At 62.9% G+C, this 12892-nt stretch carries 8 protein-coding genes and 2 tRNA genes; all 10 read right to left on the bottom strand.

The window, feature by feature from the left end:
• Window positions 1-112 precede the first annotated feature (112 nt).
• The gene (locus tag ACFQ6Y_RS13335) at window positions 113-1777 is read right to left on the bottom strand and encodes an alpha/beta hydrolase (protein ID WP_378633090.1); all 1665 of its coding nucleotides are present in this window, start codon (window positions 1775-1777) and stop codon (window positions 113-115) included.
• A 62-nt stretch (window positions 1778-1839) separates the two neighbouring features.
• Window positions 1840-2949: a hypothetical protein gene (locus ACFQ6Y_RS13330; RefSeq protein WP_378445283.1), complete on the bottom strand. Its 1110-nt coding sequence runs from the start codon at window positions 2947-2949 to the stop codon at window positions 1840-1842.
• Window positions 2950-3176: 227 nt separating this feature from the next.
• Window positions 3177-3249, bottom strand: a tRNA-Ala gene (locus ACFQ6Y_RS13325).
• 176 nt (window positions 3250-3425) lie between these two features.
• A tRNA-Ile gene (locus ACFQ6Y_RS13320) sits at window positions 3426-3499 on the bottom strand.
• A gap of 75 nt (window positions 3500-3574) precedes the next feature.
• Window positions 3575-4969, bottom strand: coding sequence for a DUF3566 domain-containing protein (locus ACFQ6Y_RS13315; RefSeq protein ID WP_378633086.1), 1395 nt, complete (start codon window positions 4967-4969; stop codon window positions 3575-3577).
• Window positions 4969-7500, bottom strand: a complete 2532-nt coding sequence (gene gyrA, locus ACFQ6Y_RS13310) for a DNA gyrase subunit A (RefSeq protein ID WP_378445279.1) — start codon at window positions 7498-7500, stop codon at window positions 4969-4971. Before gyrA ends, ACFQ6Y_RS13315 begins: the two co-directional genes overlap by 1 nt.
• Before the next feature lie 87 nt (window positions 7501-7587).
• Window positions 7588-9624, bottom strand: coding sequence for a DNA topoisomerase (ATP-hydrolyzing) subunit B (gyrB, locus tag ACFQ6Y_RS13305; RefSeq protein ID WP_003942515.1), 2037 nt, complete (start codon window positions 9622-9624; stop codon window positions 7588-7590).
• A gap of 197 nt (window positions 9625-9821) precedes the next feature.
• Complete coding sequence (locus ACFQ6Y_RS13300; RefSeq protein ID WP_378633082.1) at window positions 9822-10745, bottom strand: alpha/beta fold hydrolase; 924 nt, start codon at window positions 10743-10745, stop codon at window positions 9822-9824.
• Between the two features lie 39 nt (window positions 10746-10784).
• On the bottom strand, window positions 10785-11906 hold the full coding sequence (locus ACFQ6Y_RS13295; protein ID WP_378634341.1) for a PDR/VanB family oxidoreductase: 1122 nt from the start codon (window positions 11904-11906) through the stop codon (window positions 10785-10787).
• On the bottom strand, window positions 11906-12817 hold the full coding sequence (locus tag ACFQ6Y_RS13290; RefSeq protein ID WP_378633078.1) for a metal-dependent hydrolase: 912 nt from the start codon (window positions 12815-12817) through the stop codon (window positions 11906-11908). The genes ACFQ6Y_RS13295 and ACFQ6Y_RS13290 overlap by 1 nt, the downstream gene beginning before the upstream one ends.
• Between the last annotated feature and the right edge of the window lie 75 nt (window positions 12818-12892).

The raw sequence follows: 12892 nt of genomic DNA, 5'->3' as shown, positions 1-12892 counted from the left end.
CGTTCGCCTGCGCTGTGGCTTGGCACACAGCGAACGCAGAGTAACACATACCTCACGTAACACTTTTTCGTGAGGTTTTTGCCTTAACAGGCTGTATTACAACCGTTTACGACTACTTTGTGGGCTCCAGATTCGTGGTCAGCAGCGAACGAAGCTTGTCGGTATCAGCCGAGGTCCACGCCTCGGGATGCAGGATCTTGGCCCACATGTCTGCCGCATCCTCGCCGTAGTTGTGACCGTGCCCGGACGGAACGTCAGCCGAGAAGACCATGTCGAGGGTGACCTGCCAGAACGTCACGAGCGGCACCCACGTCATTCCCGGATCCACGTCTCGACCCAACGGTTCCTTGAGCCAATCCGGCTTGTTGAGCAGTAGGTCGAAGGACCACCACGTGATCGGGTCGCTGGCGTGCTGCCAGTACACGATGCGGTCGTCGTCCCAATCCGACTTCAGCTCCAGATCCTCCGGATCACCGGCAAACCGAATGGCGCGTCCGCCGTCGACCACCGGCAGAATTTCCTTCGAACCCGAGTCACGACTGTCCGTGATTTCCTGCCACTGAGCAGTGAAGTTGGGGGTTCCGACCCACAGTGCGCCGTCGACGCGCGTCATCATGTCCTGAGCGCCGGCAAATGCGGCCTGCCCACCGTAGGAACCGAGGCTCTCACCGAAGACAACCAGTTCGGGTCGCGTCTCCACAGGCAGGTCGATCCACTTGGCGTAGACCGCGTTGAACAGCGCGCGCCCGGCGATCATCGGCGTCTCGCGGTCTGCGATGAAGGCCAACGGACTCGGAAGGAACGAGTACTGCATCGACGCGATCGCCGTGTCGCCGCCCTCGACGTACTCGAACGCCGACGCGACGTCCTCGTTCACCCAACCGCGGCCGGTGGTCGTCACGACTGCGAGGGTTCCGCGATCGAATCCGCCGGTGCGCTCCAACTCGTCGACGACGCGCTGTGCCACACCGTTGATCGAGTCCGAGGATTCCCGTCCGGCGTACACGCGGATGGGTTGCTTCGCTTCACGTCCGGTCAACGCAGAGATCTCGGCTGCGGTGGGACCGCTGCCCATGAAGGTGCGCCCCTCCTGGCCGAGAGAATCCCAAGCCTCGGCGGACATCGGTGAACCACTGCGCTCGGCGATCATGGGTTGTTCGATGCCGTCCGGAGTTTCGTGATCGGCGCCGGAGAAACTCCAGTTCGCGAATGCGATGAGCCCGTTGTACAGCGCACCGTTCACGATGAAGATTCCGAGAGCGAAGATGACGATCAAGCTGCCGACCTTCGCCGCTTCGAGGGGAACGAACCGAAGCGCGACTGCGGTGAGCTTGTTGGTGGTGAACCGAAGACCACGTCCGGCCTCGAGCAGGATGAACCAGATTCCGAGCGAAATCATCAGCACCAGAAGGTAATTCGCCTGATTGGTGCGTGGAGCTTCCACGAGATCGCGAACGATCTGCTGCCACCATGAACCGAGGACCAAGAACGTCGGCACCAGAATGACGGCCGCGACCAGCAGGATTCGCCAGCCGATCTTTTTCGTGCGATCCGACCATTGCGGCTCGACTCCGCACTTGCGGATCATCCAGGCAACCGTGACGCCGACGCCATATCCCATCGCGAGCGAGATGCCCGTCGCAACGCCCTGGAGGTACCACGCGCGCGGCAACAAGGACGGACTCATCGACCAGGTGAAGAAGACCAGAGCAAAGGCAAGCCCGACCGGGTGCAGCGTCTTGCAGTAGAGGCGCAGCCGTTCCCACACACGTTTCATGCCGGAATCGTATGCGCCCCGTGCCCGAATCAGGTCACGAGGCGCACACGCGTCCAGTCTGTTTACGGAGCGAAGCGCAAAATCGCGGCAACTGCGCCGCCGCCCGGAATGTCCTCCGCGCGAACAGCGAGCACCCGAGCACCGGTCAAGAGCGAACGACGAGCGATCTCGTCAACGACACCGTAGGTGCTTCCGTTGGTCGACTCACCGGTCGTGAGAGCGCCTGTCTGGGGATCGAGACTTCCGGGTACGACGGAATCGATGTCGATGAAAACGGTGTCGACCTGTCCGTACGTCGCGGCTGTTGCCACGTCGGCGACGTCCGTCTGAGTGCGCCCCTGTTCCGTGCGCACATTGAAGGTGTCCCGCACCGCCGCCAGCTGCTCGGCATGGAAATCGTCGAGCGCCGGACGCGAACCGTCCGCCACTTCCTGCGTCGACAAGGCTTCGGGGTTTCCCTCGACGGTTTTGTCGACCAGGTGGCGGTACGAATTCACGGAGCGATACACCGACGCGATGGGTTCCGCAGCGGCCAGAATCAAGGGGACGTCACGGCCGGCGAGCACACCGCGGACCTCGTGATCGACTGCGCGGGCGTACTGATTGACGCGCAACTTTCGGCTGTCCGACCCCGACAACCGACCCGCCTCGGTACGGCTGTTGATCGACGACTTGCCCGCGTGATCCGCAGCATTCTTCGGCATTCCCTGAACACGGACCTCGTCGGCGGGTTGATCGGCAGCGATCTCGATCAGTCGCACCGAACCTTCTGCCAGAGCGAGAACAAACGCCGTCTGGGGGAAGGTCACCGAACGGAGCAGTGGCTTGAGGTGGAACCGATCGCTGACCGTTTCGAGCGCCTGCAGACGGTTGGGGAGACGGAAGGTCACCAGACGCTCCGGCGTCGCGTACGTGACCAACGAGCGCGACTGGAAGCGCCAGAAATCGTCGTCGTCGTCGAGCTCTGCGTATTCGGCCTCGAACTGCTTGCGCTCGGCGGGATCCTCCACCGATGCGAGTGCCGAGCGGACCTGGTCCTTGAAGGCTATGCGCGCTTTGTCGTAATCCTGAGGCGCATCTTCAGTCGGAGTAACGATGGTGATGCAGGTGGGCCCCTCCACCTCCGCGAGTGCGGCAATTTCACCGTGGCTGGGAATGTCGTTGTGAAGCACTACGAACCTCCTGAAATTGGGTTCTCCTCACGCTACGCCCGGCTGGTTATGACCACTAGACTTTCCGGAGAATTCGGGACGAACGGTCCATAGTGGGCGCGGTTCTGTCCACCCCGCTCCGAGCGAACGGCATGTTCATCGCCTTCAGTGCGCCGAAAGTGCCGTTCGCTCAAAAACGGGGCATACAAAAACACCCTCCCGGATCCCGGGAGGGTGTTTTCTTACTGTGGAGCCTAGGAGATTCGAACTCCTGACATCTGCCTTGCAAAGGCAGCGCTCTACCAACTGAGCTAAGGCCCCGTTCGGTTTTCTGACCGGAGTCAGAGTACCTAGGTTCTATCCTGTTTCCAAATCGTGCCAAACCTTGTCTCCGCGCTGACTTTTGATCAGCTTGGTGACCCCGAGAGCTACCAGAATTCCGGCCCCGACAAGCAGGAAAACCTTCATTCCAGCAACCCTTCTTCGGCACATGGGAGTGGGCCTAGGAGGACTTGAACCTCCGACCTCTTCATTATCAGTAAAGCGCTCTAACCACCTGAGCTATAGGCCCCTGAACCGATTCCAAAGATTACCCCACCGGGCCGCTGACACCAAAACGGGCCCGGCGGAGCAATGTTTTCGCAGGTCAGTCGCGGTCGGCGAGAGTTACCTCTACGCCGCCAACCAGGTCGCTGCAGAGGTTGTAGATGAACGATCCGATCGTGACGAGTGCCGTGAAAAGCACCATGTTCGCGATACCGATCAGCGCCGCGTAGCCGAACACCTGGCCCGCCGTCACCAGACCGTCGGAGCCGCCGTCGGCAACGATGTCGGTGAACGCGTTGTTCAGGCGATCCCAGACGCCCATTCCGTCGAGAACGACGTAGAGCAGCCCGACGGCCACCATCCACACGAAGAACAGCGACACCGAGATCACGGATGTGATCTTGAGCGTGGACCACGGGTCGATACGACGGATCTGAACCGTTGCGCGCAGTGGCGCACCGTCGACGACCGAAGCTGATACGGCGTGAGTTTTCTCACCCTTCACCGCAGCAGGCAACGGATGCTTGGCCTCGGAGAGGTCAGGCATGTCCTTCGGCAAATCCTTGCGATCGATGTGCCGGGTGGGCCCGTCGATCGCAGCAGCTTTTGCTTTCGGATTTGCGACCGTGGGATTGGCGACTGTGGCATTTGCAGCCTTGGGATTTGCGCCCGAGGGTGTAACAGCCTTGGCTGCTGCCGCGCCGGCGACGCCACCGGTAGCTGCGGCCGCCGCCGTTCCCGTCACGACGGGACGCGCCGAAGGGTTCCCGGCAGGGCGACCTGCCTGTGCACCGGCGGCAGGACGACCCGCTTGAGGCTGTCCCTTCGGCGCACCACCCTGCGCGGGGTTTTTGGCCGGGCCACCCTGCGCCGGGCCACCCTGCGCCGGGCCTGCCGCTGCAGGACGCTGCGGACCGGCAGGCGGCTTACCCCCGGCAGGAGCTGCCGGTCGACCCGCAGGAGCACCAGCGCCGGCTGGGCGCGTGATGTTGGTCTGCGGCTGACTTTGCGGCGCCTGACTCTGCGGTGCCTGAGCCTTGGATGCAGGGTTCTGAGCAGCCGGATTCTGAGCAGCCGGATTCTGAGCTGGCTGCCCCTGCGGCTGACCTGACGGCTGGGGTCCGCGCTGCCAAGGCGGTGCCTGGCTGCCTCGAGCCTGATTGGCAACCGGTTGCGGCGGAGCCTGACCGTCACCCTTCGCCGGAGTTACCGGCGCAGCCGGAGCCACAGAAGGAGCGGAAGGAGCCTGACCCTTGGCCGCACCCGCAGCGTCGGAAGCCCCACCCGCCGGCTTCTGAGCCGACGGCCCGCGAGGCGGCTCAGGTGCCTTGGGCGCCGGAGCTGCCTCGGAAGCTTTGGGTCCGCCGTCCGCTGGAGCTGCAGGTTTCGAGGTCTGCGGCCCCGCCGGAGCAGTTGCCTGCTCCGGCTTCGGTGGCGTCGAACCTGAAGGGCTTCCGCTCTTCTGGTCACTGCCCGGCTGGTTGGGAGTGCTCACTAGGACTCCTTAGCTCCATCGGCATTGTCTGCGTTGTCGGTGGTCTCTGCAGCGAGCTCTTCGGGCTCGTCGGCGTTGCGCGCAATCGCGAGCAGTGTGTCGCCTTCGCCGAGGTTCATCAGACGCACGCCCTTGGTCTGGCGTCCTGCCTTACGAACCTGCTTGGCAGCCGTCCTGATGACGCCGCCGCCCGAGGTGATCGCGTACAGCTCGTCGTCGTCGTCGACGATGAGCGCACCGACCAGAGTGCCACGTTTCTTGTCGTACTGAATCGTGAGCACGCCCTTGCCGCCGCGACCCTGCACCGGGTAGTCCTCCATGCCGGTTCGCTTGGAGTAACCGCCCGAGGTGGCGACCAGGAGGAACGTTCCTTCACGAACGACGTTGAGCGAGAGCAGCTCGTCGTCACCGTTGAAACGCATGCCCTGGACACCGGAAGTGGCGCGGCCCATCGGACGCAGTGCCTCGTCGGTGGCCGAGAAGCGGATCGACTGGCCCTGTGCCGAGACGAGAAGCAGGTCGTCGTCGGCCGAGCAGAGAACAGCGCCGACCAGTTCGTCTTCACCGCGCAGGTTGATGGCGACGATGCCACCGCTGCGGTTGGAGTCGAAGTCGGTGAGCTTGGACTTCTTGACCAGACCGTTGCGAGTGGCGAGCACCAGGTAGGGCGCGTCTTCGTAGGTCTTGATCTGGATGACGGACTGGATGCGCTCGTCGGGCTGGAAGGCCAGCAGGTTGGCAACGTGCTGACCGCGAGCGGTACGGCTCGCCTCGGGCAGTTCGTAAGCCTTGGCGCGGTAGACGCGGCCCTTCGTGGTGAAGAACAGCAGCCAGTCGTGCGTCGAGGTGACGAAGAAGTGCGAGACGATGTCGTCCTGCTTGAGGCCGGCGCCCTGAACACCCTTGCCGCCGCGCTTCTGCGAGCGGTACAGGTCGGTCTTGGTGCGCTTGGCGTAGCCGGTCTCGGTGATCGTGACGACGACGTCTTCGCGGGCGATCAGATCCTCGTCGTTGACGTCTCCGTCGGCGGCGATGATGCGGGTACGACGGTCGTCGCCGTACTTGTCGACGATTTCCTTGAGCTCGTCACGAACGATCGCGCGCTGACGCTCCGGGCGAGCCAGAATGTCTTCGAGGTCCGCGATTTCGAGTTCGATCTCGGCCAACTCGTCGACGATCTTCTGACGCTCGAGGGCGGCCAGACGACGCAGCTGCATGCCGAGGATGGCGTCGGCCTGGATCTCGTCGACGTCGAGGAGTTCCATCAATCCGGCGCGAGCGATATCGACGGTCTGCGACGCGCGAATCAAGGCGATGACCTCGTCCAGAGCGTCGAGCGCCTTGACCAGACCGCGCAGGATGTGGGCGCGCTCTTGTGCCTTGCGAAGCAGGTACCTGGTACGACGAACGATGACCTCGAGCTGATGCGTCGTGTACAGACGGATCATCTGGTCGAGGCGCAGCGTGCGCGGCACTCCGTCGACGATGGAGAGCATGTTGCAGCCGAAGCTGGTCTGCAGCTGGGTGTGCTTGTACAGATTGTTCAGCACGACCTTGGCAACGGCGTCACGCTTGACGGTGACGACGATGCGCATGCCGACGCGGTCCGAGGACTCGTCGTGGATGTCGGAGATGCCACCGATCTTGGCGTCACGAACCTGCTCAGCGATGGAGGTGATCAGGTTGTCCGGGTTGACCTGGTAGGGCAGCTCGGTGATGACGATCGTGGTGCGGCCCTTGGCATCTTCTTCGATCTCGACGACGCCGCGCATACGGACGGATCCACGACCGGTGGTGTAGGCGTCCTGGATGCCCTGTCCACCGACGATGAGACCGTGCGTCGGGAAGTCGGGTCCCTTGATGCGCTCCATGACGGCCGCGAGGGTGGCTTCCTCGTCCGCCTCGAAGTTCTCGAGCGCCCAGTAGATGGCGTCGGCAACTTCACGCAGGTTGTGCGGCGGAATGTTGGTGGCCATACCGACGGCGATGCCGTTGGAACCGTTGATCAGAAGGTTCGGGATACGACTGGGCAGAACCGTCGGTTCCTGCGTCTTGCCGTCGTAGTTCGGGGTGAAATCGACTGTCTCGTGGTCGATTTCGCGCAGCATTTCCATCGCGAGCGGCGTGAGCCTGCACTCGGTGTAACGCATGGCGGCGGCGCCGTCGTTGCCGCGGGAGCCGAAGTTTCCCTGACCGTCGACGAGCGGGTAACGCAGCGACCACGGCTGGGCCATACGGACCAACGTGTCGTAGATCGAGGAGTCGCCGTGGGGGTGGTAGTTACCCATGGTCTCGGCGACCGGTCGGGCAGACTTCACGTATCCGCGGTCGGGGCGATATCCGTTGTCGTACATCGCGTAGAGCACGCGGCGGTGCACCGGCTTGAGTCCGTCGCGGACATCCGGCAGAGCGCGACCGACGATGACGCTCATGGCGTAGTCGATGTAGCTGTTCTGCATTTCCTGCTGGATGTCGACCGGTTCGATCCGGTCGTGTTGCGGACCGTCCGGTGGCAACGTGGTGTCGGTCATGAGCTCACTTTCTTAAAAGAGGGGGCAAGCCCTTGTGCGCGGAAAAGGAGTCCGGGGACTCCTCAACCGCTCACAGGGCCGCAGGCGCTACACGTCGAGGAAACGAACGTCCCGGGCATTGCGGGTGATGAAGCTGCGTCGTGCTTCGACGTCTTCGCCCATCAGCACGCTGAACAGCTCGTCGGCAGCAGCCGCGTCGTCGAGCGTGACGAGACGCAGAACGCGCACCGTCGGGTCCATCGTGGTTTCCCACAGCTCCTTGGCGTTCATCTCGCCGAGGCCTTTGTAGCGCTGGATGCCGTCGTCCTTGTTGATCTTCTTGCCGGACTCGAGGCCGGCCTTGACCATCGCGTCGCGCTCGCGGTCGGAGTACGCGAATTCCGGCTGCGCACCCTTCTGCCACTTGAGCTTGTACAGCGGCGGCTGCGCGAGATAGACCTTGCCGTGCTCGACGAGCGGCCGCATGAAGCGGAACAGCAGCGTGAGCAGCAGCGTTGCGATGTGCTGACCGTCGACGTCGGCGTCGGCCATGAGCACGATCTTGTGATAGCGCAGCTTGGCGATGTCGAACTCGTCGTGGATGCCCGTGCCGAACGCGGTGATGATCGACTGGACTTCGGTGTTCTTGAGGACGCGATCGATACGCGCCTTCTCGACGTTGATGATCTTTCCGCGAAGCGGGAGGATCGCCTGGTACATCGAGTCTCGGCCGGACTTGGCCGAGCCGCCTGCGGAGTCGCCCTCCACGATGTAGATCTCGGACTTCTCCGGATCGTTGGAGCGGCAGTCGGCGAGCTTGCCGGGCAGGCCACCGAGGTCGGTCGCGCTCTTACGGCGGACCAGCTCACGCGCCTTACGTGCGGCGACGCGGGCCTGCGCCGACGAAACAGCCTTGTTCACAATGGTTTTCGCGTCGGCGGGGTTCGCCTCGAACCAGTGCGCGAGGTGCTCGTTGCACGCCTTCTGCACGAAGGACTTGACCTCGGTATTGCCGAGCTTGGTCTTGGTCTGACCCTCGAACTGGGGTTCACCGACCTTCACCGAGATGATGGCCGCGAGTCCTTCACGGATGTCGTCACCGGTGAGCTTGGGATCTTTGTCCTTGAGCAGCTTCTTTTCGAGCGCGTACTTGTTGACCGTTGCGGTCAGTGCGGCGCGGAAGCCCTCTTCGTGGGTACCACCCTCGTGGGTGTTGATCGTGTTGGCGAAGGTGTGGACGGACTCCGAGTAGCCGGAGTTCCACTGCATTGCGACCTCGAGCTCGTGGCCGGTGCCCTTGGCGGTGAATCCGACGACCGAGTTGTGGATCGGGGTCTTGCTCTTGTTGATGTGCCGGACGTAGTCCTCGAGTCCACCGGGGTAGTGGTAGATACGGGTCTTGGACTTACGCGGCGCTGCCTGAGCAGCTTCTTCGGCTTCTTCGGCAGCAGACTTGGGAGCCTCGGCTACTTCGGCGGCTTCGTCGTCGATGACCTCGGCGCGCTCGTCGGTCAGCGTGATGGTCAGGCCCTTGTTGAGGAAGGCCATTTCCTGCAGACGACGCGCAACGGTCTCGAAGTTGTAGCGGGTGGTCTCGAAGATCTCGGGATCGGCCCAGAAACTGACGGTGGTGCCGGTCTCCTTCGTCGGGTCGCCCTGTACGAGCTCTCCCGGCTTGGAATCGGTGTACGTCTGCTGCCACCGGTAGCCGTCGACCTTGATGTCGACGTCGAGCCGGGTGGAGAGCGCGTTGACCACCGAGATGCCGACGCCGTGCAGACCACCGGAGACGGCATAGGAGTCGGAGTCGAACTTGCCGCCGGCGTGCAGCTGGGTCAGCACGACCTCGACGGTGGGTACTCCGGAGGCGTGCATGCCGACCGGGATGCCACGGCCGTCGTCGATGACGCGGATTCCGCCGTCTTCGAGGAGGGTGACCTCGACCTTGGTGGCGTGTCCGGCCATCGCCTCGTCGACCGAGTTGTCGACGACCTCCCAAATGAGGTGGTGCAGACCGCGTTCACCGGTGGAACCGATGTACATGCCTGGACGCTTACGTACCGCCTCGAGTCCTTCGAGGACGGTGATGGACGACGCGTTGTAGTCCTTGCTGGAAGTGCTTGTATCTGACTTCTGGGCAGCCACGGGTGGGTAGCTCTCCTTCTCCGTCAATACTCGAGCGCAGCCGTCAGCAAGCCCTTGCGGGTGTCGTCGGAGCGGGTTCGAGAATGTTGCCGCTAGTTACCGTTGACCATCTTACTGGTAAGCACCGACTAGAAGCGGCCAATGACACCCCTGGCTGCGCCGCAGACGAATTTTTACGATCCCCGGAAGGTGAAACGCTAGGAACTTTGCTTCTCCGAGCGACGCTCTCTCAGGCTCGCGATAAATGCCCGCGCATGTTCGGCAACCTCACCCGGATGTGAAAACGGCGACCAGTGTCCCGCTGCAATTTCACGTCGCTGCAGGTCGGAGACCCATTTGTCGGTGTCTTCGTATCCCACCGGACGAACGGCTTTGTCGTACTTGTTCAGAATGAGCTGAACGGGCACGTCCGTGTACCGATCCCGCGGCTTGCCGAGAGACGGCCGGATGTTGGCGCGATAAAGCTTGAGTCCGTTCACCATGTCGTCGGCGATGGTGGGCGCGGTGTTGACCACACGGGGGTCCAGACCGTCGAAGAAGCCCAGAAACGCCGGCCAGTGCTTGGAGAACCACAGACGCAACGGAAGGGTGCACAGGCCGGGAATCTGGAACAGAACGGTGTAGGCCGACGCAATTCCCTGCGCCGCCGGGCCGAGGAAACGACGCTTGGACGCGCTCGCCCGGATCCACTTACCGAGATGATCGAGATTCGGACCCGAGATGGAAGAGAACGACGCGATCTTCTCTTCGGCACCCGGCTCGCAGACCGCTTCCCACGTTTCGACGGATCCCCAGTCGTGCGCGAGGACGTGCACCGGCTTGCCCGGGCTGACCGCGTCGATGACGGCGAACAGATCGCCGGCCAGTGCGCTCAGTTGGTAGTCCTGCACCCTCGAGGGGATCGTGCTCTCGCCGGCCCCGCGGCTGTCGTAGCTGACGACGCGGAAGTCGTCTGCGAGCAAAGGCACGACGCGGTTCCACAATTCATGGGTGTCGGGCCAACCATGCACCAGGACGATGGTCTCGCCGTCCGCCTTGCCCTGCTCGAACACGGCCAGGCTGACGGAACCGTTGGTCACCCGACGCGCGGTCACGGCATGGACAGGAGAGTGCTTGGACATTGTTGAACCCTTCGGAGTTAGTCCTTCGGACTGGGAAATCTAGAGATCGAGAACGAGACGTCCACCGTCGGAACGGGATACGCAGATGAGCATCTCCGTTTCCTGCTCGGTGTCGGTCAGACGCCTTTCGCGGTGATCGGGTTTACCCGCCAGCACCTTCACACGACAGGTTCCGCAGAAACCCTGCTGACACGAGTACCCGACCCCGGGCAACGTCTTCTTGATGACGTCGAGCGCGGACTCGTCGGCCGGCACGGTGAGCACCTGACCCGAATTGACCAGCTGCACTTCGAATTCCTTGCCGTCGATCACCGGCGGAGCCCCGAACCGCTCGAAATGCAAAGCGGCAGAGGGTGTATCGCGGAATCCACGGCGGACGGCGTCGAGCATCGGTGTCGGGCCACAGCAGCACACGGCACCGCCGACCGGCGCTCGTCCGAGAAGATCTGCGGTGGTGGGCAATCCGAACTCGTCGTCCGGACGTACGAAGACACGGTCGGGATCCCAGGTCCCGATCTCGTCGAGGAACGGCATGGATTCACGGGAGCGGCCCGAGTACACGAAGTACCAGTCCATACCTAATTCTCTTGCCGCACGGACCATTGCGATGATCGGTGTGATGCCGATACCGCCGGCGACGAACAACGCGCTGCCTTCCCCGACAAACGGGAAGCCGTTGCGAGGTCCGCGTACCGTGACGTGCTCACCGGGCTGCAGGGCGTGCATCTCGATGGAACCGCCACCGCCGTCGGGGATCCGGCGCACCGCGACGCTGTATCCCGTGCGATCAGCAGGGTCGCCGCACAGCGAATACTGACGCCGCAGACCCGAAGGTAGATGGAAGTCCAGGTGCGAACCCGGATGCCACGGCGGAATCGGTGAGCCGTCGGCGGATTCGAAGCGCAGGCGAACGACGTTCTCGTCGGTTGCCACCACCTCACGCGTGCTGACCACCATGTTCATGGCCGTGTCAGGGTTGTGACCCGCGATCTCGGGGTTGTAGTCGTAGGCCGTCAACACCCGAAGGTACTTGTCCGCCAACAACTCCGTGATGCGCATGGCGCGGTCGGGACGGTTCTTGCCGGACAGATCGGGTGGCGCCGGAAACCGCGGCAATCCGTCGTGACCGGAAATGACGTCCTTGACCCTCGAGAGTGAAATCACCGTGCAGCCGCCTGTGCTGCGGGTGACGACGCGAGGTACTGCACCGCCTGGGCGGTCGAGCCCTCTTTGCTGGGGTGGTACGACTTGCTGAAGTACGTCGACATCCGCTTGACCAGCTCGAACGAGGTGGGAACCGTGCCTCGCTTACCCGCCGCGATGAAATCGGACAGGTGGGGGCGTCGACGGCTGGGAGCCTGAGCGGCAAGTTCGGGATCGTTGCGCATGAGGAACCTGGTGCCACGAATCCACAGCCACACCAGTACCGGCGTGACGACGATCTGCGTTCGGATGCGGCGTGTCTCGCGCTTGTCGAAGTAGCGCATCACGTCGTACGCGACAGAGCGGTGTTCGACCTCTTCGGCGCCGTGCCAGCGGAGCAGATCGAGCATGGTCGGGTGCATGCCGGCCTTGTCGAGCCCCTTGGCGTTGAGCACCCAGTCGCCGAGAAAAGCGGTGATGTGTTCGATGGCCGCGATGATCGCCAAACGCTCCACCAGGTGGTTCTCGGCGCGCAGCCCCGTCATCGGGCGCGGACCGAGCAGCTTCGAGAAGGTCCATTCCATCTGCTGCGTGTACGGCGTCGGATCGAGGCCGTTCTCCTTGAGATGGACCAGGACGCCCGAATGCGCGTTGGAGTGCATCGCCTCCTGGCCGATGAATCCGACGACGTCTTCGCGGAGCTTCTCGTCCTCGATCAGGGGAAGAGCTTCCTTGAAGGTCTCGACAAACCATTCCTCACCGGCAGGGAGGAGAAGGTGGAGCACGTTGAGAACGTGTGTGCTGAACGGATCGCCCGGAATCCAGTGCATGGGCAGATCGGACCAGTCGAACTCGACATTGCGAGCCTGCAACAGGATGTGATCCGGCTCGGCGAACGACGAAGCGGGTGTCGATATCTTCTGCGACATCTGGCTACTCCTTCATGCCTGCCGAACGGTGGGGAACGACAGCCTTGTGACACAGTTCACTCACTAGCGAGTTTT

It is taken from the genome of Rhodococcus sp. NPDC056516 (assembly GCF_042794655.1).
Taxonomy (GTDB): domain Bacteria; phylum Actinomycetota; class Actinomycetes; order Mycobacteriales; family Mycobacteriaceae; genus Rhodococcus_F.
This window is presented reverse-complemented; position numbering and strand designations above follow the sequence as displayed.

What these genes read in the sequence shown, in the direction of transcription:
- ACFQ6Y_RS13335 (WP_378633090.1), bottom strand. Translation starts at nt 1,777, where the DNA reads ATGAAACGTGTGTGGGAACGGCTGCGCCTCTACTGCAAGACGCTGCAC.
- gyrA (WP_378445279.1), bottom strand. Translation starts at nt 7,500, where the DNA reads ATGACCGACACCACGTTGCCACCGGACGGTCCGCAACACGACCGGATC.
- ACFQ6Y_RS13300 (WP_378633082.1), bottom strand. Translation starts at nt 10,745, where the DNA reads ATGTCCAAGCACTCTCCTGTCCATGCCGTGACCGCGCGTCGGGTGACC.
- ACFQ6Y_RS13290 (WP_378633078.1), bottom strand. Translation starts at nt 12,817, where the DNA reads ATGTCGCAGAAGATATCGACACCCGCTTCGTCGTTCGCCGAGCCGGAT.